Source organism: Sphingomonas sp. AP28, assembly GCF_056680455.1.
The window spans coordinates 1,036,890-1,057,538 of the sequence record NZ_CM155283.1 but is presented as its reverse complement, the minus strand read 5'-3'; the positions used below and the strand labels follow the sequence as shown (position 1 = coordinate 1,057,538).

Annotated in this window: 19 protein-coding genes; 8 read left to right on the top strand and 11 right to left on the bottom strand. The window is 65.4% G+C overall.

Annotated features, from left to right (window positions below; translation table 11 throughout):
* Positions 1-13: 13 nt before the first annotated feature.
* Positions 14-217 carry a hypervirulence associated TUDOR domain-containing protein gene (locus AC1MH0_RS04730; RefSeq protein WP_056048079.1) on the bottom strand — a complete coding sequence of 68 codons (204 nt, stop codon included), beginning with the start codon at positions 215-217 and terminating at the stop codon, positions 14-16.
* A 119-nt stretch (positions 218-336) separates the two neighbouring features.
* On the opposite strand from AC1MH0_RS04730, the gene AC1MH0_RS04725 reads away from it, so the two are divergent.
* The 3 genes from AC1MH0_RS04725 to fghA are packed head-to-tail and all read left to right on the top strand — an operon-like array spanning position 337 to position 2,671.
* Positions 337-1,443 (top strand): S-(hydroxymethyl)glutathione dehydrogenase/class III alcohol dehydrogenase, encoded by a 1,107-nt coding sequence (locus tag AC1MH0_RS04725; RefSeq protein WP_107954987.1) that lies wholly within the window; start codon positions 337-339, stop codon positions 1,441-1,443.
* A gap of 11 nt (positions 1,444-1,454) precedes the next feature.
* Complete coding sequence (locus AC1MH0_RS04720; protein ID WP_480964923.1) at positions 1,455-1,838, top strand: VOC family protein; 384 nt, start codon at positions 1,455-1,457, stop codon at positions 1,836-1,838.
* The gene (gene fghA, locus AC1MH0_RS04715; protein WP_480964922.1) at positions 1,838-2,671 is read left to right on the top strand and encodes an S-formylglutathione hydrolase; all 834 of its coding nucleotides are present in this window, start codon (positions 1,838-1,840) and stop codon (positions 2,669-2,671) included. The genes AC1MH0_RS04720 and fghA overlap by 1 nt, the downstream gene beginning before the upstream one ends.
* A 411-nt stretch (positions 2,672-3,082) precedes the next feature.
* Here fghA and AC1MH0_RS04710 read toward each other — a convergent pair whose 3' ends face one another.
* Positions 3,083-6,142 (bottom strand): TonB-dependent receptor domain-containing protein, encoded by a 3,060-nt coding sequence (locus tag AC1MH0_RS04710; protein ID WP_480964921.1) that lies wholly within the window; start codon positions 6,140-6,142, stop codon positions 3,083-3,085.
* A gap of 203 nt (positions 6,143-6,345) precedes the next feature.
* Between AC1MH0_RS04710 and folE the strand changes: the two genes are divergently transcribed.
* Genes folE through AC1MH0_RS04695 form a run of 3 tightly spaced genes read left to right on the top strand, consistent with a single transcriptional unit; the run spans position 6,346 to position 8,097 of the window.
* Positions 6,346-6,984, top strand: a complete 639-nt coding sequence (gene folE / locus AC1MH0_RS04705; RefSeq protein ID WP_480964920.1) for a GTP cyclohydrolase I FolE — start codon at positions 6,346-6,348, stop codon at positions 6,982-6,984.
* Positions 6,984-7,754 (top strand): SDR family NAD(P)-dependent oxidoreductase, encoded by a 771-nt coding sequence (locus AC1MH0_RS04700; protein ID WP_480964919.1) that lies wholly within the window; start codon positions 6,984-6,986, stop codon positions 7,752-7,754. The genes folE and AC1MH0_RS04700 overlap by 1 nt, the downstream gene beginning before the upstream one ends.
* Complete coding sequence (locus AC1MH0_RS04695) at positions 7,747-8,097, top strand: dihydroneopterin aldolase (protein WP_480964918.1); 351 nt, start codon at positions 7,747-7,749, stop codon at positions 8,095-8,097. The genes AC1MH0_RS04700 and AC1MH0_RS04695 overlap by 8 nt, the downstream gene beginning before the upstream one ends.
* A 154-nt stretch (positions 8,098-8,251) precedes the next feature.
* On the opposite strand, the gene leuA is transcribed toward AC1MH0_RS04695, so the two are convergent.
* The 6 genes from leuA to miaA form a co-directional block, all read right to left on the bottom strand.
* Positions 8,252-9,910: a 2-isopropylmalate synthase gene (leuA, locus tag AC1MH0_RS04690; protein ID WP_480964917.1), complete on the bottom strand. Its 1,659-nt coding sequence runs from the start codon at positions 9,908-9,910 to the stop codon at positions 8,252-8,254.
* A gap of 192 nt (positions 9,911-10,102) precedes the next feature.
* Positions 10,103-10,708: a YceI family protein gene (locus AC1MH0_RS04685; RefSeq protein WP_480964916.1), complete on the bottom strand. Its 606-nt coding sequence runs from the start codon at positions 10,706-10,708 to the stop codon at positions 10,103-10,105.
* Between the two features lie 464 nt (positions 10,709-11,172).
* The gene (ilvC, locus tag AC1MH0_RS04680) at positions 11,173-12,192 is read right to left on the bottom strand and encodes a ketol-acid reductoisomerase (RefSeq protein ID WP_480964915.1); all 1,020 of its coding nucleotides are present in this window, start codon (positions 12,190-12,192) and stop codon (positions 11,173-11,175) included.
* Positions 12,193-12,332: 140 nt separating this feature from the next.
* A complete protein-coding gene (gene ilvN / locus AC1MH0_RS04675; RefSeq protein WP_056048113.1) occupies positions 12,333-12,848 on the bottom strand; it encodes an acetolactate synthase small subunit in 516 nt (171 codons plus the stop codon).
* Between the two features lie 143 nt (positions 12,849-12,991).
* Positions 12,992-14,740, bottom strand: a complete 1,749-nt coding sequence (locus AC1MH0_RS04670; protein WP_480964914.1) for an acetolactate synthase 3 large subunit — start codon at positions 14,738-14,740, stop codon at positions 12,992-12,994.
* 82 nt (positions 14,741-14,822) lie between these two features.
* Positions 14,823-15,752: a tRNA (adenosine(37)-N6)-dimethylallyltransferase MiaA gene (miaA, locus tag AC1MH0_RS04665; protein ID WP_480964913.1), complete on the bottom strand. Its 930-nt coding sequence runs from the start codon at positions 15,750-15,752 to the stop codon at positions 14,823-14,825.
* On the opposite strand from miaA, the gene serB reads away from it, so the two are divergent.
* Positions 15,745-16,626: a phosphoserine phosphatase SerB gene (gene serB / locus AC1MH0_RS04660; RefSeq protein WP_480964912.1), complete on the top strand. Its 882-nt coding sequence runs from the start codon at positions 15,745-15,747 to the stop codon at positions 16,624-16,626. The genes miaA and serB overlap by 8 nt on opposite strands.
* A gap of 130 nt (positions 16,627-16,756) precedes the next feature.
* Here serB and AC1MH0_RS04655 read toward each other — a convergent pair whose 3' ends face one another.
* The 3 genes from AC1MH0_RS04655 to AC1MH0_RS04645 all read right to left on the bottom strand — a co-directional run bounded on the left by AC1MH0_RS04655 (position 16,757) and on the right by AC1MH0_RS04645 (position 18,751).
* Positions 16,757-17,239 carry a hypothetical protein gene (locus tag AC1MH0_RS04655; RefSeq protein ID WP_480964911.1) on the bottom strand — a complete coding sequence of 161 codons (483 nt, stop codon included), beginning with the start codon at positions 17,237-17,239 and terminating at the stop codon, positions 16,757-16,759.
* Between the two features lie 99 nt (positions 17,240-17,338).
* Complete coding sequence (locus AC1MH0_RS04650) at positions 17,339-17,548, bottom strand: hypothetical protein (RefSeq protein WP_480964910.1); 210 nt, start codon at positions 17,546-17,548, stop codon at positions 17,339-17,341.
* Between the two features lie 45 nt (positions 17,549-17,593).
* Positions 17,594-18,751 carry an SPOR domain-containing protein gene (locus AC1MH0_RS04645; RefSeq protein WP_480964909.1) on the bottom strand — a complete coding sequence of 386 codons (1,158 nt, stop codon included), beginning with the start codon at positions 18,749-18,751 and terminating at the stop codon, positions 17,594-17,596.
* A gap of 479 nt (positions 18,752-19,230) precedes the next feature.
* Here AC1MH0_RS04645 and AC1MH0_RS04640 point away from each other — a divergent pair, with 479 nt between their 5' ends.
* Positions 19,231-20,592, top strand: a complete 1,362-nt coding sequence (locus AC1MH0_RS04640; protein ID WP_480964908.1) for an SPOR domain-containing protein — start codon at positions 19,231-19,233, stop codon at positions 20,590-20,592.
* Positions 20,593-20,649: the final 57 nt, after the last annotated feature.

Here is a 20,649-nt window from a genome sequence, read left to right as displayed (position 1 = left end):
ACTGCGCGCGTGGTCACGCCTTGGTGAGCGCGTCCGCCTTGTGCGCTGCCTTGCCGCCCTTGTCACTCCTTACGATGAACTGCGGCTCCTCCTTGGACGCCTTGACGGTGTGGCCCTTGATCTTCGTATCGCTGGTCTGCTTCTTCTCGACAGTGCCGTGCGCTTCGCCGCCGTGCGATTTCCAGGTGACCTCGTCGCCCTTCTTCGGATCCTTCATCGCGCCATCTCCTTGATTTGAAAGGATCAAGCGCGGCAACGCGGCATTGGTTGCATCGCCTGCGGGTTGCGGAGACGTGGCGCGAGGGCCATCAGGGCGGCAATCAAGGAGACCCACCCATGAAGACCCGCGCCGCCGTAGCCTTCGAGGCAAAAAAACCGCTCGAGATCGTCGAACTCGACCTCGAAGGGCCGAAATTCGGCGAAGTGCTCGTCGAAATCATGGCCACGGGCATCTGTCATACCGACGCGTACACGCTCGACGGGCTTGATTCGGAAGGGTTGTTTCCGAGCGTTCTCGGCCATGAAGGTGCCGGAATCGTCCGCGAGATCGGCGCGGGCGTGACCAGCGTCGCGGTCGGCGATCACGTCATCCCGCTCTACACGCCCGAGTGCCGCCAGTGTAAGTCGTGCCTTAGCCAGAAGACCAACCTGTGCACTGCTATCCGCGCGACGCAGGGCAAGGGGCTGATGCCCGACGGCACGACGCGGTTCAGCTATAAGGGCCAGCCGATCTTCCACTACATGGGCTGCTCGACCTTCTCGAACTTCACGGTGTTGCCGGAGATCGCGGTGGCGAAGATCCGCGAGGACGCGCCGTTCGATACCTCGTGTTACGTCGGCTGCGGCGTCACGACGGGCGTCGGCGCGGTGGTGCATACCGCCAAGGTCCAGCCGGGTGACACGGTCGTCGTGTTCGGGCTCGGCGGGATCGGGCTGAACGTGATCCAGGGCGCGCGGCTTGCCGGCGCCGGGATGATCGTCGGCGTCGACATCAATCCGGACCGCGAGGAATGGGGCCGGCGCTTCGGCATGACCCACTTCGCCAATCCCAAGGATGTCGGCGACATCGTCCAGCACATCGTCGCGCTCACAGACGGCGGCGCGGACTACACCTTCGACGCGACCGGCAACACGACCGTGATGCGGCAGGCGCTCGAGGCGTGCCACCGCGGCTGGGGCACCTCGATCGTGATCGGCGTGGCCGAGGCGGGCAAGGAGATCTCGACGCGGCCGTTCCAGCTCGTCACCGGGCGCAACTGGCGCGGCACCGCGTTCGGCGGCGCGCGCGGGCGGACCGATACACCGAAGATCGTCGACTGGTACATGAACGGGATGATCGAGATCGACCCGATGATTACGCACCGCCTGACGCTCGACGAGATCAACAAGGGCTTCGACCTGATGCACGCCGGCGAGAGCATCCGCTCCGTCGTGATCTACTGAGGGGCGGGGCCATGTTCAGCCATATCATGCTCGGTGCCGACGATATCACCGCGTCGAAGGCGTTCTACGACGCGGCTTTGGGCGCGCTCGGCGTGCCCGAGGGCGTCGTCGATGAATGGGGGCGGGTGGTCTACGCACACGCTGGCGGCCGTTTCCTGCTGACGAAGCCGATCGACGGGCAGCCGGCAAGCCATGGCAACGGCAGCACGATGGGCTTCGTCGCTGCGTCGCCCAAGGCCGCCGATGCGTGGCACGCCGCGGGTCTCGCGAATGGCGGGACCGCGTGCGAGGATCCCCCTGGTATCCGCCAGGGTACCGCTGGTCGCACGATGTATCTGGCCTATCTGCGCGATCCGTCGGGCAACAAGCTTTGCGCATTGCACCGGATCGCGTGATGGAAACCGTATCCACCAGCAAGGCGTATGGCGGCACGCAGGGCGTCTACCGCCACGCATCGACCGCAACCGGCGCCGACATGACCTTCGCGGCCTACGTCCCTCCGCATGACGAGGGCGCGCGTTTGCCGGTGCTGTGGTTCCTGTCGGGGCTGACCTGCACGCACGCCAACGTCATGGACAAGGGCCAGTATCGGCGCACGTGTGCCGAGCTTGGCGTCATACTGGTCGCGCCGGATACCTCGCCCCGCGGCGACGACGTGCCCGACGACGAGGCGTACGACTTCGGCAAGGGCGCGGGCTTCTATGTCGATGCGACGGAAGAGCCTTGGGCGAAGAATTTCCGGATGCGGTCCTACGTCGAGGACGAGCTGCCCGCGCTGATCGCGACGGAGTTTCCGATGGCGGACATGACGCGGCAGGGGATCTTTGGCCACTCGATGGGCGGCCATGGCGCGCTGACGATCGCGCTGCGCAATCCGGAGCGCTTCCGGAGCGTTTCGGCGTTCGCCCCGATCGTGGCGCCGTTGCAGTGCGCTTGGGGCGAGAAGGCGCTCGGCGGATATCTCGGGCCGGACCGGACGACATGGCGGGCGTACGACGCGTGCGCGCTGATCGAAGATGGCGCGCGGGTGATGGACATCCTGGTCGATCAGGGGGACGCGGACGGTTTCCTCGCCGAGCAGTTGAAGCCCGAGTTGCTAGCTGAGGCTTGCGAGGCGGCGGGGATCGGCCTGACGTTGCGGATGCAGCCGGGGTATGATCACAGCTACAATTTCATCTCGACCTTCATGGCGGATCACGTGGCGTGGCACGCCAAGCGCCTGAAGTGATCGTCTCTTCCCTCCGGTGAGGAGGGGCATCTGCTATCTTCCCCCTCCCTTAAAGGGAGGGGCCGGGGGTGGGTAGGCTGCTTGGTAAACGCCGCGGCCAATCCAGACCGGCCCACCCCCAACCCCTCCATTTCAGGGAGGGGAGCAATGCGGTAGCGATCCTTCGAAAGCTCAAGTCGGTGCCGTACGGCAGGCACCTTGCTCCGGTTCTGTCACGCAGCCGGGAGACCGGTTAGTGTCCCCGTCATTGCGAGGCGGGGAGGGCCTTTAAATCCTCCCCCGCAAGGGGGAGGTGGCTGGCACTTGCCAGACGGAGGGGGAGGCACGCACCGCCCTCTGCTCCGAGTCCTCCCCCTCCGACGTCTTAAGCGCCGCCTCCCCCTGGCGGGGGAGGATCGTTTGCGTCCTCGCTTAGAACTTGAACCCAGCCGCAATGCCATACCGCCGCGGGTCGATCGTAAAGATATTCGTGAACAGCCCCGACGACTGGTCGCCGACCGCCTGGCCCGTGATCGAGTCGCTGTTCGTCAAATTCTGCACGAAGCCGCGCAGGAACCAGCGGTCTTCGGCGCCGTTCAGCTGCACCTGCGCGTTGATCACCTCATAGCCCTGCACGCGGTCGACCAGCTGGTTGAAGATCGAGGCTGTAAAGCCGCCGGTGTAGTTCAGATCCACGCGCGGCACGATCGACATGCCGTTGCCGAACCCGATCGTGTACTGCGCGCCCGCCGAGAATTTGTAGGTCGGTGCCTGAGGCAGCTTGCCGCCGCGGATGTTGACGCCGACGCCGTCGATGACGCTGTACGGCAGAGCACCGGTCGGGACGCCGAACAGCGCGCGCAGCGCCGCCGGAGGATTGGCCGCAGTGGAAGCCAGCACCGAACACAGGCTGTACGCGCCGGTGGTGTTGGTCGTCGGGATCGCCACGGGTGCGCGCAGGCCGAGACCTGAGTTCACCGCGCCGACATACGTGTTCACCCCGACGATATTGCCCGCGGTGGTCGGCACGACCGCGCAGTTTGCGGCGCTCTGCAGGTCCTTGATGATCACCGCATCCGAGCGGCCGCCCGACGGATCGCGCGGATTGACCAGGAACTTGTCCGCCGACACCTCGCTGTGGAGATAGCTCGCGTTCATGTTGACGACGAACGCCGGGATCGGGCTGAGGATCGCTTCCGCCTCGACGCCGTAGACATTGGCGTCGACATTGTCGTTGACCGCAGTCCGCGCGACGATCCGGCTCAGCTGCAACTGCTTGTACTTGTAGTAGAAGCCCGTGACATTCAGCCGCAACGCGCCGTTACCGAAGGTATTCTTCGACCCGATCTCGAACGAGTCGATCTTCTCGGGCGTGAAGGTCGTCGGCACCGAGAAGGTCGCGGGCAAGGGCGGATTGATGCCGCCCGACTTGTAGCCGCGCGAATAGGACGCGTAGATCAGATTGTCCGGCGAGATTTTGTAGTCGATCACCGCACGCCCCGTCAGCCGCGAGAAGCTGACCTTGTCGAGCGCGTATTCCTGTACCCCGGCGCGCGTGGAGTCGAAGTCGGTGGTGGTGTAGTTCAGCCCCTGCGTCATGTTCGACGCGCCGATCGGGGTCAGCACGTTCAGCGTGATGTTGCGCGCTTTCACGTCCTTCTCGTCGTGGTTGTAGCGCAGGCCGAGCGTCAGCTTCAGCTTGTCGTTGAACTCGAAATAGGTCTCGCCGAAGATCCCGTAGGATTTCAGGCGGAAATCGTCGCCGTCGTTGCGGTAGAACGGCGTCGCGAGGAACGCGTTGCCGTTGACGCCCGGGATCGCCGCCGAGCTGGCCGCGCCGAGCACGCCCGATGCGTAATCCAGCCCGAACGCGTTGACGAAATAGTCGGTGTTCTGGCTGCGCGAGTCGACATAGATGCCGCCCAGCAGGAAGTTGAACATGCCGTCGAACGAGCTGTCGATATGCGCCTCGGCCGAATATTGCCTGTTCACCTGGCGCGAGCGATCGACGTCGAGGCTCTGCGCGTAACAGCCGATGCCGTTGCCGCCGAACACGCCGACATTGTTCGGATCGGCACCCGACTGGCACGCGCCGCCGGCCGGGCCATTGGGGATCAGCACGGAACGGACGCCATTGAGATAGCCAGTATTGACCAGCGCACCGCCGGGCAGCGGGATCACCACGCCGGGGCGGCCAATCGCGTTCAACGTGTTCAGGCCGACATTGCCCGCGAGCGGGTTCTCGACCGCGAGGTTGAAGTCGGTCGTGCTGTCGACCGTGTTGCGCGAGAACCCGCCCGTGAAGTTAAACGAAACCGGACCGAAATCATGGAAGATCTTGGCGGTGTACTGCTCTTCCTCGGCGAAATAGGTCGGGTTGGAGTCGATCCGGACGGTGCGGACGTCGCCGGGATTGACGACCCCGGCATAGGTGTCGGTCGCATACAGGTTCTGCAGGCCGATCGCGGCAATCTCCGGATGCCCGAGCTGCGTGCCGGCAATCCCGAAATACTGTGTCGAGGCAAGCGTCGCTGCCAGCGTCGAGTTGCCGTTCGGCGTTTCGTTCGCGAGCCGGTCGGGAAGGCAGCCCAGGATGCCGGTCGGATCGCGGTGGCAGAGCTGTTTCTGGATACGGCTGCGGTTGTCCTTCTCGCGGAAATAATAGCCGATCAGGTCGACGCGCGTATCGCTGGTCGGCTCCCACGACAACGTGCCGCGGATCGAATACAGGTCGCGCCCGTCGATCTTCGAATTGTCGTAGGTGTTCTTGGTATAGCCGTCGCGGTTGAGATACGTGCCCGCGACGCGGATGCCGAGCGTGTCGGTGAAGGGCAGGTTGATCATCGCCCGCGCGCGCTTCGAATCATAGTTGCCGTACTCGGCTTCGGCGGCGGCGTGGATCCCCGACAGGTCCGGCTTGGCGGTGATGAAGTTGACCACGCCCGAGGTGGCGTTACGGCCGAACAGCGTACCCTGCGGGCCGCGCAGGACCTCGATCCGCTCGAGATCGAAGAACTCGCTTTCGAACAGTCGCGTGGTGACCAGCGGCATGTCGTTGACGTGGATCGCGGTCGCCTGGTCGCAGGTCGCGCCGACGCAGAGATCGCCGATGCCGCGGATCGTGAAGCTCGACGTGGTGAAATTGGTCTTGGTGAAGGTGACGTTGGGCAGCGTCTGCTGGAGCGCACTCGGGTTGACGATCTGCTGCTTCGAGATCGTGTCCGCGGTAAAAGCGCTCACTGCAATCGGAACATCCTGCAAACGTTGCGATTGGCGTTGCGCGGTAACCACGATATCCTGAGACGCATAGGCGCTGGCCGCGGTATCGGCGGGGGTGGTCTGCGTCGATGTGCCGGGCGTCGACGGCGCTTCCTGCCCGGGGCCATTGGTGGGGCTGGCGTTTTCAGCCGATGTGGTGGCCGTCTGGGCCATTGCCGGCGCAATCGACAGGAGTATCATCGCCGAGGCGGCGAGCAATTCGAACTTGGCCATGTCAGTCCTCTCCCCGATCGTGCCGGTCTGTGCCGATTCACGATTTAGTTTTTCAGGTATGGCGAAGTAACGACGAAAACGATCTAGCGTCAACGCATTTTGAGCCCCGGATTACTGGGATTTATGGCACGTTGCTGAAATGAAACAGTTGCAAAAGAGGACCCATGTTCCGATGGTTGGGTATGCTGACAAAGGGTGTTGCGATGCGGGATGAACTGAACGGGTCCGATGGGCGGCCGGTCGAAGCCGATGTGATTGGTCGCGACGGCAAGGTAATTGTGCCCGAAGACGTAGCGTCGGCAATCCGTACGCTGATCCGCTGGGCGGGCGACGATCCGAGCCGCGAGGGGCTGCTCGACACACCGCGTCGTGTTGCACGTGCGTGGAAGGAATATTGCGCCGGCTACGCGGACGATCCTGCGAAGCATCTCGAGCGCGTGTTCGAGGAAGTCGGCGGTTATGACGAGATCGTGCTTTTGAAGGACATCCCGTTCCAGTCCCACTGCGAGCATCACATGGCGCCGATCATTGGCAAGGCGCACATCGCGTACCTGCCGCGCAATCATGTCGTCGGCATCTCGAAGCTCGCGCGCGTGCTCCACGGGTTCGCGCGGCGGTTGCAGGTCCAGGAGCGGCTGACCGCGGAAGTGGCCGACTGCATCTGGGAGAACCTCAAGCCGCAGGGTGTCGCGGTGGTAATCGAGGCGAGCCACGCCTGCATGACCGCGCGTGGCGTCCGCACGCCCGGCGTGACGATGGTCACGAGCCGGATGATGGGGGTGTTCCGCGACGACGAACGCAGCCGCAAGGAAGTGCTGGCGTTGATGGGGCGCGGCGTTTGATGCGAACCGTCCTGGTGACGGGCGGGGCGAAGCGGCTGGGTGCGGCGATCGTCCGGCGGCTGGCGGCGGACGGGCACGCCGTTGTCGTGCACCAAGGGCATTCGCCGGACGAGGCGGCGGCGCTGGTGGCGGAGATCGTCGATGGCGGCGGGCAGGCCGCTGCGGTGGCGGGCGACCTGAGCGATCTCGGAGCGATCGGCGACCTGTTCGCGGCGGCGCGAGCCGCGATCGGGGGGCCGATCGACGGGCTGGTCAACTGCGCATCGAAGTTCGAGTTCGATCGTCCGCCGAGCGTCGATCCGGTGCTGTTCGCCGAGCTTGGCGCGATCAATTGCGGCGCGCCGGTATTGTTGGCCTCCGCGCTCGCGTCGCAGGACGATGTTGTGGACGGCGCGGTGGTCAACGTGCTCGACCAGAAAGTGGCCAACCTCAACCCGGACTTCTTCTCGTACAGTTGCGGCAAGATCGCGCTGGAGGGGGCAACGACGATGCTGGCGCAGGCGCTCGGCCCGCGTATTGCGGTGAACGCGGTATCGCCGGGGCTGACCTTGCCGAGCGGGGACCAGAGCGACGAGGAGTTCGCCGAGGTGGCGAGCGACAATCTGCTACGGCAACCGGTCGGTGCCGAGGCGGTCGCGGATGCGGTGGCGTGGCTGCTGACCGCGAAGGGCGTGACGGGGCAAAATCTGTTCGTAGATTGCGGGCAGCGGTTTCTGGCGCGCGATAGCGACGTGATGTTCGACCGGGCTCAAGGGGGGCGACATGGCTGAGTTCACGACGATCCTCGACGGGCTCGAAGTCATGATGCGGCTCGGCATACATCCGCACGAGGTGGCGCCGCAGCGGGTGGTCGTCTCTGTCGAGATGACGGTGATGTATCCAGACCCGCTCGACGAGGATGCGATCGAGGAAGTGCTCGACTATGATTTCGTCCGCACGGGGATTCGAACGCTGACGGCGGAGCGCCCGTTCGCGTTGCAGGAGACGCTCTGCGAGGCGATAGCCGGGCTGTGCTTGGCGGATGCGCGAGTGCGTCGCGTGAAGGTGCGGACGGTCAAGGCCGACGTCTATCCCGACGCGCGTGTCGGCTGCGAGATCGTCCGCACTCGCTGATCCTCCCCGTGCTGGGGATTACGCAACCGCAAGTGATGTACTGCTCCCTCTCCCCTCCGGGGAGAGGGCTGGGGAGAGGGGCTGTTCCAGGCGGAGCACTGCTTGGCTGCCCCTCACCCCGACCCTCTCCCCGGAGGGGAGAGGGAGGTGCGCATCAGGCTCGGTTGGCGGCCGACAATACCGCGCGGACCGAGGCGGTGGCGATGTCGGTATCCATGCCGACCCCGAACACCGTCTTGCCCTCGGCCGTCCGGCATTCGACGTACGCCGCAGCCTGTGCATCCGCGCCGTGGCCGATCGCGTGCTCGTTATAGTCCACGACGTCCAAAGCCGGTCCGGTCGACTCCGCGATCGCCGCGATCACGCCCGAGATCAGCCCGTTGCCGCGCCCCGAGATCGACCGCTCCTCGCCATCGATCGCGACGCGACCGATGAACACCCGCTGCCCCGAGGCGCCGCTCTCCTCGTAGTCGCGCAACTCGACCCGGTCGTCCGCCTGCGGCATGTACGTCCGTTCGAACAGGCCCCAGATATCCGCTGCGTTCAACTCGCGGCTAGTCTCGTCGGCATAGGCCTGCACGTGGCGGCTGAAGTCGGCCTGCAACCGCTTGGGCAGCTTCAGCCCCTTGTCCTGCTCGATCACCCAGGCGACGCCGCCCTTGCCCGACTGCGAGTTGACGCGGATAACCGCCTCGTAGCTGCGGCCGAGATCGGCGGGGTCGATCGGCAGATACGGCACCTCCCACAACGTGTCGTTCTTCGCCTCCTGCGCCGCGAAGCCCTTCTTGATCGCGTCTTGATGCGACCCCGAGAACGCGGTGAAGACCAGGTCGCCGGCATAGGGTGTGCGCGGGTGGACGGGGATGTTGGTGCAGTAATTGACCGTGTTCACGACGCCGTCGATGTCCGACAGGTCGAGCTTCGGGTCGACGCCTTGCGTGTACATGTTGAGCGCGACGGTCACGAGATCGCAATTGCCGGTGCGCTCGCCATTGCCGAGCAGGCAGCCCTCGACCCGGTCCGCGCCCGCCATCATGCCGAGCTCCGCCGCCGCGACGCCGGTGCCGCGATCGTTGTGCGTGTGCAGTGAAATTGCCACCGCGTCACGGTTGCGGATGTTGCGGCCGAACCACTCGATCTGGTCGGCATAGATGTTCGGCGTCGCGCACTCGACGGTCGCGGGCAGGTTGAAAATGATCGGGTTCTCGGGCGTCGGCATGAGGACGTCCATCACCGCCTCGCAGACTTCCAGGCTAAAATCGAGTTCGGCGGTCGAGAAGGTTTCCGGCGAATATTCGAACTGCCAACGGACGTTCGGCTGCTTGGCGGCTTCGTCGCGCAGCACCTTGGCACCGTCGATGGCGATCTGCTTCACCTGCGCGCGGTCCATCCCGAACACGATCTTTCGCCATGCCGGCGACACCGCGTTGTAGAGATGGACGATCGCAGTCTTCGCGCCGACGAGGCTGGCGAAGCTCGTCTCGATCAGGTCGCGGCGCGACTGGGTCAGCACCTGGATCGATACGTCGTCGGGGATGCGGCCGGTCTTCACGAGGCCGGAGATGAAGTCGAACTCGGTTGCACCCGCACTCGGGAATCCGACCTCGATCTCCTTCAGGCCGACCTTGCAGAGCAGGTCGAAGAAGCGCGTCTTCTTCTCCGCATCCATCGGGTCGATCAGCGCCTGGTTGCCGTCGCGCAGATCGGTCGACAGCCAGCGCGGTGGCTTGACGATCGTCTTCGACGGCCATTGGCGATCGGGCAGGTCGACTTGCGGGAAGGGACGGTATTTGGTCGATGGGTCGCGCAGCATGGCCAGTCTCTCGTGTCGTCGGGAGCGTTCGGGTCAGCCCTTAGGCGCGAGGCACGGGGCATGGCCACCGCGCAAACGATCGGCGCGCCTAAGGGCGCGTAAGTCGAAGCAGCAGGAGGCGGCCGTGCGTCATTAACGTCGTCCTATCGCGCGGACACGTCCCGTGTCCAGCGCGATAGGAATTTTGACAGATTATTGCGCGGCGAACGCAGCGTTGATCGTCAGGTCGACCTTATCTGACACGACCGGAGCGTAAGCACCGATATTGAAGTCGCTACGCTTGATCGAGGTCGTTGCGCGGAAGCCGAAGTTGAGCTTCTTGTTCATCGGGTTCGCGCCGGCACCGATGAAGGTCGCCTGGAGCACGACCGGCTTGGTGACGCCCTTGAGCGTAAGATCGCCGGTGATCGTCGCCTTGTCGCCGGTCGCGACGACCTTGGTCGAGACGAACTTGGCGGTCGGGTAGGTCGCGGCGTCGAAGAAGTCCTTCGACTTCAGATGGCCCGCGAACGGTGCAGCAGTAACCGAGAGCTGGTCGATCGCGAAATTCACCTCGACCTTGGTCGCGTTCGGCTTGGCGGGATCGATCGTGATGCTGCCCCCCGACGCGCCGAGCTGCCCTTCGAGCATCGAGAAGCCCATGTGGTTGACGGCCCACGTGACCTGCGTGTGGTTCGGATCGACCGCGTAGGTGCCGGCGGCGACGCGAGCCTTGACGGGCGCGCCGGGGACGCCTGCGGTCTGGGCCAGTACGGGCGCGGCGGTGAGGGAGAGGATGGTTGCTAGGACTAGGCGCATGCGGGGTCTCCTGTTTGACGCGCGATGCTGGCCGAGCGGGGCGGGCGCGTCAAACGACGTTATGCCAACGCAGTGTTTCGGAATTGGGTCGGTGGGCGTCGCGCTCGCGCTCCCGGTGTAGTGCACCACCAGCGCTCGTTCCCCCGCGGACGCGGGGGCCCAGCTAAACCACGATCACCGCCCGAGACCCTGGACCCCCGCGTTCGCGAGGGAACAGAAAGGGGAGACTGGCTCCCACCTTATAATAATAATACCACCCCGGCGAAGGCCGGGGCCCAATTGGGGGACGTCGCTAACGGAAGACGGCGTTCCGTTACTCGAACCTTCCCAACTGGGCCCCGGCCTTTGCCGGGGTGGAGGCACGCGCGGAAACGCCAGCCCGTCGGCCCCGGCGAAGCCGTGCCCTATGGGCAGGCTCCGTCGTGCCGGCCGCGCTCACGCGCTTTCGCGCGCTCGCGTTCACGTCAGTTCTTCGCCTTGTCCACCAGTGCATTCTTGCCGATCCAAGGCATCATGCCGCGCAATTCCGACCCGATCTTCTCGATCGGATGCGCCAGCGCCTGCTTGCGTGCCGCCTTCAGTTCCGGCTGCCCAGCACGGTTGTCAAGGATGAAGTTCTTGACGAACCGCCCCGACTGGATGTCGGCCAGGACGCGCTTCATCTCGGCCTTAGTCTCCGACGTGATGATGCGCGGACCCGTCGTGATGTCGCCATATTCGGCGGTGTTCGAGATCGAGTAGCGCATGTTGGCGATGCCGCCCTCGTACAGCAGGTCGACGATCAGCTTGGTCTCGTGGAGGCACTCGAAATACGCCATCTCGGGCGCGTAGCCGGCCTCGACCAGCGTCTCGAACCCGGCCTGGATCAGGTGGGTGATCCCGCCGCACAGCACGGCCTGCTCGCCGAACAGGTCGGTCTCGCATTCCTCGCGGAAGTTGGTCTCGATGATGCCCGAGCGACCGCCGCCGACGCCCGATGCATATGCCAGAGCGATGTCGTGCGCGTTGCCCGACTTGTCCTGGTCGATCGCGATCAGGCAGGGGACGCCGCCGCCGCGGACGTACTCGCTGCGCACGGTATGGCCGGGGCCCTTCGGCGCGATCATGATGACGTCGAGATCGGCGCGCGGCTCGATCAGGCCGAAATGCACGTTGAGGCCGTGGGCGAACGCGATCGTCGCGCCCTGCTTGAGGTTGTCGTGCAGGTCGGCAGCGTAGATCGCCGCCTGATGCTCGTCGGGCGCGAGGATCATGACGATGTCGGCCCAGGCGGCAGCTTCCTTGTTCGACTTGACCGCGAAGCCCGCCTCGATCGCCTTCTTGGCGGTCGCCGAGCCTTCGCGAAGTGCGATCGCGACGTCATTGACGCCCGAATCGCGGAGGTTCTGCGCGTGGGCGTGGCCCTGAGAACCGTAGCCGACGATCGCGATCTTCTTGTCGGTGATGAGGTTCAGGTCGGCGTCGCGATCGTAATAGACACGCATTAAAATGGTCCTTTCGATAGGGTGTGTTCCTCCGCGAAGGCGGAGGTCCAGGCTGGGCTCCCGCCTTCGGACGCCCTTCAAAGTATTACTTTGAAGGAAAGCCCTTCGCGGGAGAACAAAACTAAAAAAGCGGAGAAGTGTTAAGCGGGCTCTTTGCCGCGGGCGATCGCGACGATGCCGGTACGGGCGACTTCGATCAGACCGACTTCACCCATAAGTTCGACGAACTTGTCAATCTTGTCGATCCCGCCGGTGACCTCGAACACGAAGCTCGACGTCGTCGCATCGACCACGCGGGCGCGGTAGACGTCGGCGAGGCGCAGCGCCTCGATCCGGTGGTCGCCGGTGCCGCGGACCTTCACCAGCGCCAACTCGCGCTCGACGTGCGCGCCCTGTGCAGTAAGGTCGGTAACCTTGTGCACCGGCACCAGCCGGTCGAGCTGCGCGATGATCTGCTCCATTGTCGCCGGCGACGCGCTGGTGACGATCGTTATCCGGCTGACCGACTTGTCCGCGGTGATCTCGCTCACCGTCAGGCTCTCGATATTATAGCCGCGCGCGGTGAACAGGCCGGCGATCCGGGCGAGGATGCCCGGTTCGTTGTCGACGATGACGGCGAGCGTGTGCCGCTCAGCCTTTTCCTGGGAAATGTGCATGGTTTAGTCTCCCCCCCGCCCGCTTGCGGGAGGGGGTAGGGGGTGGGCGCGCGGATGGCCGCAGGCGATGCCGGTCGGGATTGAGCGCGAGCCCACCCCCGGCCCCTCCCGCATGCGGGAGGGGGGAAGAAACAGCTCGACCATCACACCAGCGCCTTCGCTTCGTCGTCCATCGTGCCGGACACTTCGTTCGCCTGCAGGATCATGTCGGTATGCGCCGCGCCCGACGGGATCATCGGGAAGCAGTTGGTCAGCTGCGACACGCGGCAGTCGACGATCACCGGGCCGTCATACGCGAGCATCTCGGCGATCCCGCTGTCGAGCTGGTCGCGCGTCTCGATCAGGATGCCCTTCCAGCCATACGCCTCGCCGAGCTTCACGAAATCGGGCAGCGAATCCGAATAGCTCTCGGCATAGCGGCTCTCATAGGTGAGCTCCTGCCACTGGCGGACCATGCCCATATACTGGTTGTTGAGGATGAAGATCTTCACCGGCAACCGGTATTGCGATGCGGTCGCCAGCTCCTGGATGTTCATCTGGATCGACGCCTCGCCGGCGATGTCGATCACCAGCGCGTTCGGATTGCCGAGCTGCGCACCGATCGCGGCGGGCAGGCCGTAGCCCATCGTGCCGAGACCGCCGCTCGTCAGCCACTTGTTCGGCTTCTCGAACCCGAAATGCTGGGCGGCCCACATCTGGTGCTGGCCGACCTCGGTCGTGATGATCGGCGAGCGCGCCTGCGTCGCGTCGAACAGCGCCCGGATCGCGCGCTGCGGCATGATCTCGTTCGGGTCGTTCTCGGGGAAATCGAGGCACTTCACCGCACGCCAGCCGGCGATCCGCCGCTGCCAGTCGGTCGTGTCGGGTTTCGGATGCTGGCGGCTCTTCCAGATCCGGACCATGTCCTCGAGCGCATGGCCGACGTCCGCGATGATCCCGAGATCGACGCGCACGGTCTTGTTCACCGACGAACGATCGATGTCGATATGCACCTTCCGCGAGTTCGGGCTGAACGCGTCCAGCCGCCCGGTCACGCGGTCGTCGAAGCGCGAGCCGAGCGCGACGACGAGGTCGGCCTGGTTCATCGCCATGTTGGCCTCGTACGTGCCGTGCATCCCGAGCATGCCGAGCCACTGCGGGCCGGAGGCGGGATAGGCGCCGAGGCCCATCAGCGTCGACGTCACCGGCGCGCCGGTGATGCGGACGAGTTCGCACAGCAACTGGCTCGCGGCCGGACCCGAATTGATGATGCCGCCGCCGGTGTACAGGATCGGACGTTCGGCCGCGGTGAGCATGTCGACGAGCTGCTCGATCTGCGACTGGTCGGCCTTCACCTGCGGGCGATAGGTCTTGTGCTGGATCGGGCCGGGCTTCTTGTAGCGCGCGGTCGCGACCTGCACGTCCTTGGGAATGTCGACGACCACCGGCCCCGGACGACCCGAAGTAGCGATGTGGAACGCCTCGTGGATCACGTCGCCGAGCTTGGCGGGATCCTTCACGAGATAGTTGTGCTTCGAGCAATGGCGCGTGATGCCGACGGTATCGGCTTCCTGGAACGCGTCGGTACCGATCAGCGCGGTCGGCACCTGGCCGGTGATCACGACCATCGGGATCGAGTCCATCAGCGCGTCGGTGATGCCGGTCACGGCATTGGTCGCGCCGGGGCCCGAGGTGACGAGCACCACGCCGGGCTTGCCGGTCGAGCGCGCATAGCCTTCCGCGGCATGCGTCGCAGCCTGTTCGTGGCGTACGAGGATGTGCTTGATCCGGCCGCTGCGGAACAGCGCGTCGTAGATCGGCAGCACGGCGCCACCCGGATAGCCGAAGACGACCTCCACGCCGAGATCGCACAGCGCCTCGATCAGGATATCGGCTCCACTCTTTTCGGTCATTTCATATCATCCTTTGCGAGAACGCTGCCTTTAGCGTCTCGTGGTGGGGCCGGCTACCGATATAAAAGATGCGTGTCAAACATCATTTGAGCAATATAGTTTCAAATTGCTGCAGGCGCGTTGAGAGATCGAGCGCTTCGGTGCGGGTCCAGCCGGGCGGCGGCTGGTGTCGAAGCCACGTATACTGGCGCTTGGCATAGCGCCGCGTGGCGAGCGATCCGGCGGCGATGGCGTCGGGTTTCGAGGTCTCGCCGCGGACGAGCGCGGCGATCTCGGGCACACCGATCGCGCGGCGGATCGGGGCGTCCTGCGGGATGTCGGTGCGAGCGAGCAGCGCAGTGATTTCGTCGCGGCTGGTGTCGGCCATTTCGGCGAAGCGCTGGCCGATGCGCGCGTTGAGCCAGTCGCGGTCGGGGATCAGGATCAGCGCGCGGACGTCGATCGTCTCGCCGATCCCGCCGACCTTCTCGGTCTGCCAATCGGTGAGCGTGCGGCCGGTGCCGCGGACGACTTCGAGCGCTCGGGCGACGCGGGTGGTGTCGGCGGCGTTGAGCTTGGCCGCAGCTTGCGGGTCGAGTTGCGCGAGTGCGGCGTGCGCCTCCGCCACGGGTAGGGCGCGGACCTCCACGCGGAGGGCCGGGTCGATCGCAGGGACGGGCGCTATGCCGTCGAGCAACGTGCTGATGTAGAGCCCGGTGCCGCCGACCAGGATCGGCAGCTTGCGCTCGGCGAGCGTGTCGCGGATCGCCTGCGTCGCCTCGGCGGCCCAGCGCGCGGCGGAGTAGGCCGCGTCGGCGGCATCGACATGGCCGAACAGCCGGTGCGGGGCGCTCGCTTCTTCTTCTGCCGACGGGCGGGCGGTGAGGATGCGGAGGTCGGCATAGACCTGCGCGGAGTCGGCGTTGATGACGACGCCATCGTGGCGCGCAGCGATGGCGAGCGCGAGCGCGGACTTGCCGCTCGCGGTCGGCCCTGCGATGAGCGCCACCTTCGGGAGATGTTCTATGTTCACGGCAACGCTTATAGCCTCGGGCACGCTGACCGCAGGCGATATTTCGACCGCGATGGACCGCCTGCGCGACGCGGGCTGCGCACCGGGCGCGAGCGGCTGGATCGATGAGGGCGAGGCGGCCGACCTGATCTTTGCGATGGCGCCGGACGCGGCGCGGGTCGCGCTCGAGGGGGCATTCCCCGCGACTGATGTCGTCGTACAATCGAGCCTGACGCGCACCAAGACGTTGATCGTCGCCGACATGGACTCGACGATGATCACCGTCGAATGCATCGACGAACTCGCCGACTATGCCGGGATCAAGCCGCAGATCGCCGAAATCACCGAACGCGCGATGCGCGGCGAACTGGATTTCGAAGCGGCGCTCGACGCTCGCGTGGCGCTGTTGAAGGGGCTGGCGGAAAGCGACATCGAACGCTGCCTAGCCGAACGCGTCAAGATCATGCCGGGCGCGAAGGCGCTGGTGCGGACGATGCGCTCGCGTGGGGCTCTCGCGGTGCTGGTGTCGGGCGGCTTCACGCGGTTTGCCGAGCCGGTAGCGAAGGAGATCGGCTTCGACTATGCGATCGCCAACGTGCTGGAGATCGAGGGCGGAACGCTGACGGGGACGGTGACCAAGCCGATCGTTGGGTCGAACACTAAGCTCACGACGCTACGGGCGGCGATCGCCGAGCAGGGGATCGTGGTCAAAGAATCGCTCGCCGTCGGCGACGGTGCGAACGATCTGGCGATGATCGAGGCGGCCGGGCTGGGCGTGGCCTACCACGCCAAGCCGCTTGTTGCGGCTGCGGCAGCCGCGCGCATCGATCATGGCGACCTGACGGCGCTACTATACGCTCAGGGCATCGCGCGTCGCGACTGGGTCACAGCATAAGGTTATTACCCCTCCCTGAAAGGGAGGGGCAGGGGGTGGGTCGGTTTCCGCATGTTCGAACCTCGTTGGCTCAAACCGGCCGACCCACCCCCCAACCCCTCCCTTCCAGGGAGGGGCGCAGAAGTGAGGTTTACCCCTTCGCCAGCGGCGTCCCGCTCGCGTTGCAAACATACGTCGCAAGTTCCTCACGCAACGGCAGGCCCTTGATCGGCCGCAGAGGACCGTCATGCGCGACATTGGTCTCGACCAACGCGCGGTTCGGACCAACCCCCAGCACATGGAATAGCCGCTTGCCGCAATCGGTCTCGGTGCGCGCATAGGCGACCTTGCCCTCATGCTCCTGCCGCAGGATCGCGATGATCGTGCCGCTTGCCGCCTTCCGCTCGCGCAGCAGGAAATGCCGCGACGTCGGATCGGACGGGGTAGGGATCAGCCGGCCCTTGACCGTCAGCTGCTCGGGCTTGGGTACCGCCACCTCGGTCTCGGCAAGGTTGCGCAACGACACGCCGTTATCCATCATCGCGTCGGTATTATTAGTAGCGGGCTGCTCGCCAGAACACGCGGCCAACAGCGTTGCGCCGGCAACTGCCAGCGCCAAGGTCTTCGAAATCATGCATCTAGCTCCCGGTCGATGTCGAAACGAAACGACCGGTCCGGCTATTTGATCCCTGCCGCACCCGATCGCTCGCCCGCCGGCCAAAGGCACGATCGCTCAGCGCGCCTTCTTGTCAGCCACCCGGTCCGCCCGCGCCACGGACTTCGGAGGAACGGCAGGGTCGCAGATGCGACGCGTCGGTTGGCACGCAATCCCGACCGTCGAACACCCTTTGACGCTCGGCGCGGTAGGACACGCGCGGCACTGCTGCTTGATCTCGGTGCAGGTCGATGGCGCGGACAGCAACGCCAGGGTCAGGAAGAACATGCGCAAATCCTCGTCAAAAGTACCGCCGCAGACCCGCACATCCGCTCAGGGCGCGACGATCACGCACGCCACGCCAGACGCCGAGCAAGCCCGCGTAGCATCCGCCTTCGATGCAAAGCCACCAGCCTGCAGCCGCGTCACACCATTGGCCTTCGCGTAAAACGGCTGAGCACCGCGCAGCTTGCCGCGAACCTTGTTCCACTGCGTCTCGGCATTGCCCTGATCGCGGAACGCGCCAAGCTGCACGCGCCAATTGCCCGTCGCACGGACCGGCACGGACTTGGCCGCAACAGGTTTTGCCGGCACAGGCTTAGGCGGCTTCACCTGCGCCTGCCTGACCGGTGTCGGCTCGCGCACCGGTTCACGCGTAGGCGCGGGTTCACGCGTTGGCGCTGGCTCGCGCGTCGGCCCGGGAACTCGTGCGGGAAGCGAACTCGGCGGAAGGTTGGACGGACGTGGCGTGCTCGCGGTACGCAATGGCCCCACCGGCATCTGTCCCACCGTCGTTCGCGAAGGCCCCGGCGGCGTGGACTGCAACGCGTATTGTTGCGCCAGCGCGGTACCCTTCTCGCGGTCGGCGGGCGAGATATACTGGTCCATCTGCGCCAGCGTCTGCGAGGCGGATTGCAGTCCCGATGCCGAAGCCCGCGTCATCAGCGCATAAGCCCGCGGAAAATCGCGCGGTATGCCGTCGCCGTTGAACAGCATCGTTCCGAGCACGAGTTGCGCGCGCGGTTCGCCATGCGCGACCGATTTCTGCAGCCACGGCAGCGCATCCGTCTTCTTGCCCGCCTGGAACAGCGCGAGCCCGTAATTGTCGGCCGCCTGCACATGGCCTTGCAGCGCCGCCTTCCGGAACCAGCTCTCGGCGAGCACCGGATCCAATGTCACGCCGCGCCCGAGCTTGTACGCCTGCGCTAGATTGAACTGCGCATCGGCATCGCCCGCCACCGCCAGCGGGCGCCACTCGGTGATTGCCCGCGCATAGTCGCCCTTCGCCCAGGCATCGACGCCCGCCTTCACATCGGCGAACGCGGGGACGGTGGCCAGCATCCCGCTCAACGCGACCGCACCCACCCAAAGCTTACGCCGAACCGTCATCGCCATCCCTCTTATCGTCTCGTCGCCACCATGCCGCTGTTCGTCGCGCAAGGCAAAGGGCCAGCGTGTGTCCAGTCCAACATCGTCGGCAAGGTAAGTCATTATGAAGCCGCGTTAACCGCATCTTCAACCCGACATGGCACTTCGTTCGCGAATAGCAGGGGTCGGGGACTTATGCGCGTGTTGGCGTTTGCAGTGCAGAACGGGAAATCAGGCGAGACGGCTTCGACGGGTCTGCTCTCTGTCCGGGCTGATCGCGCCGAACACGGCCCGATGGTGTCGATCGATTCGCACGCCTCGCTGTCTACTGAGTTGAGCAAGGGCATCGCAGAGGGGACGTCGCTTATGTGCACCACCTCCGCACCCAATCCCAAAATAATGCGCCTACAGGGCTCGACGGCAACCATCGTACCCCGACTCTTTAGCTGCGGCCATTCCAACCAGCGATTGGCGACGGCGGCGATCCACCGATCGTCCCGTCCCGCGAATGCGCGGTGGCTCTCTTCGATTCTTGTCGGAAGCGAATGCGCACGTCGCGCCGCTGCCAGCCTAGCCTACCCATTGGAACAGGGATGATCCCGATGAACACGCGCGCACTTCTCCTGGGCGGCATGTCCGCCCTGCTGCTAGGTGGTACGATGGTCGGATGCGCGGCCAATGGCGGCGGTATCGCCTCGGCCAGCGATCGAAGCCGCGCGGTCACGGCAAAGGGCGCGATACGCGATGCGAGGCAAGCGGAGGCTGCGCTGCTGCGCCGCGACGGTCCGGTCGCGATCGGCTATGCGGAACGTGCGGTGGCGTTCGCGCCGCGGTCGGCGACGTACCGCATGCTACTCGGTCAGAGCTATCTCCAGGCTGGTCGCTTCGCCTCGGCATCGCGCGCGTTCGCGGATACGCTCCAGTTGTCGCCAGCCAATGGCAAGGCGGCGCTGAACCTCGCCTTGGCCCAGGTCGCGACCGGGGATTGGCAGTCGGCCCGCCAGACGCTCAGCGCGAATGCGGAACGCATTTCCCCGGTCGATCTCGGGCTGGCTTTGTCGTTGTCCGGCGATACCGCTGGCGGCATTGCAATGCTGACCGATGTCGCGCGTTCACCCGCGACGAGCGCAAAGGCGCGCCAGAATCTTGCGCTGAGCTTTGCGCTGGCTGGACGCTGGCAGGAGGCGCGCGTCGTTGCAGAGGCCGACATGGCCCCTTCGGATGTCGATGCGCGCCTTGAACAATGGGCGACGTTCGCACAACCTGCCCATGCATCGGATCAAGTCGCGAGCCTGCTGGGCGTCCATGCCGTCGCGGATGCGGGGCAGCCGATTGCGCTTGCCCTGAACGCGCCGACGCCGGTCGTCCCGGGCAGGGCCGAGCAGTCGCTGGCCGCGACGGATCCGGTGGGCGCGGTCGCGTCTGTCGGGACCGCGCCTGTCGCTGCCACGGCGGTTGCCGTCGCGGCGGCACCTGCTGCCAACATGGTCGCCAGCGCCCCGACGATAGCGTTCGGACCGCGCGCAGAAGTCGTGCAGGGCTTGCCAGCGACGATGCTTTGGCCCGCAAACCGCCCGATCAAGGTCGCGGCGACGCCCTCTGCGACCGGCCGGGGTATGGCGACCACGGCGTACGAGGTGAAGTCAAGCAAGGCGGCGGGAACGGCAGGAAACTGGTACGTTCAGATTGGCGCGTTCGATAACGTCGGTGTGGCGAAAGATGCGTGGGGCCGCGCATCGCGTCGGTTCGGCATGCTGACCCGGTTTGTGCCGAATGGTATGAACTTCAAGGCCAGGGGCGAGGACTTCTACCGCCTCTCGGTCGGGGGCTTCAGCCGGTCCGCCGCGACCGCGATGTGCCGTGAATATCGCGCCAGGGGAGGCTCGTGCTTCGTTAGAACGGGCGCCGGCGATACGATGGCGCAGTGGTCGCGCAAGTCCGACACGCAGCTGGCTTCGCGTTAGGGGCAAGTAACGCGGCTTCCCCGTTCCGTCCGACGTCCCGACGGAAGCCTCGTAAGC

Bases quoted from the DNA above. Each gene is read 5' to 3' on its own strand.
- AC1MH0_RS04730 (WP_056048079.1), bottom strand. From the start codon at position 217: ATGAAGGATCCGAAGAAGGGCGACGAGGTCACCTGGAAATCGCACGGC.
- AC1MH0_RS04725 (WP_107954987.1), top strand. From the start codon at position 337: ATGAAGACCCGCGCCGCCGTAGCCTTCGAGGCAAAAAAACCGCTCGAG.
- AC1MH0_RS04720 (WP_480964923.1), top strand. From the start codon at position 1,455: ATGTTCAGCCATATCATGCTCGGTGCCGACGATATCACCGCGTCGAAG.
- fghA (WP_480964922.1), top strand. From the start codon at position 1,838: ATGGAAACCGTATCCACCAGCAAGGCGTATGGCGGCACGCAGGGCGTC.
- AC1MH0_RS04710 (WP_480964921.1), bottom strand. From the start codon at position 6,142: ATGGCCAAGTTCGAATTGCTCGCCGCCTCGGCGATGATACTCCTGTCG.
- folE (WP_480964920.1), top strand. From the start codon at position 6,346: ATGCGGGATGAACTGAACGGGTCCGATGGGCGGCCGGTCGAAGCCGAT.
- AC1MH0_RS04700 (WP_480964919.1), top strand. From the start codon at position 6,984: ATGCGAACCGTCCTGGTGACGGGCGGGGCGAAGCGGCTGGGTGCGGCG.
- AC1MH0_RS04695 (WP_480964918.1), top strand. From the start codon at position 7,747: ATGGCTGAGTTCACGACGATCCTCGACGGGCTCGAAGTCATGATGCGG.
- leuA (WP_480964917.1), bottom strand. From the start codon at position 9,910: ATGCTGCGCGACCCATCGACCAAATACCGTCCCTTCCCGCAAGTCGAC.
- AC1MH0_RS04685 (WP_480964916.1), bottom strand. From the start codon at position 10,708: ATGCGCCTAGTCCTAGCAACCATCCTCTCCCTCACCGCCGCGCCCGTA.
- ilvC (WP_480964915.1), bottom strand. From the start codon at position 12,192: ATGCGTGTCTATTACGATCGCGACGCCGACCTGAACCTCATCACCGAC.
- ilvN (WP_056048113.1), bottom strand. From the start codon at position 12,848: ATGCACATTTCCCAGGAAAAGGCTGAGCGGCACACGCTCGCCGTCATC.
- AC1MH0_RS04670 (WP_480964914.1), bottom strand. From the start codon at position 14,740: ATGACCGAAAAGAGTGGAGCCGATATCCTGATCGAGGCGCTGTGCGAT.
- serB (WP_480964912.1), top strand. From the start codon at position 15,745: ATGTTCACGGCAACGCTTATAGCCTCGGGCACGCTGACCGCAGGCGAT.
- AC1MH0_RS04655 (WP_480964911.1), bottom strand. From the start codon at position 17,239: ATGATTTCGAAGACCTTGGCGCTGGCAGTTGCCGGCGCAACGCTGTTG.
- AC1MH0_RS04650 (WP_480964910.1), bottom strand. From the start codon at position 17,548: ATGTTCTTCCTGACCCTGGCGTTGCTGTCCGCGCCATCGACCTGCACC.
- AC1MH0_RS04645 (WP_480964909.1), bottom strand. From the start codon at position 18,751: ATGACTTACCTTGCCGACGATGTTGGACTGGACACACGCTGGCCCTTT.
- AC1MH0_RS04640 (WP_480964908.1), top strand. From the start codon at position 19,231: ATGAACACGCGCGCACTTCTCCTGGGCGGCATGTCCGCCCTGCTGCTA.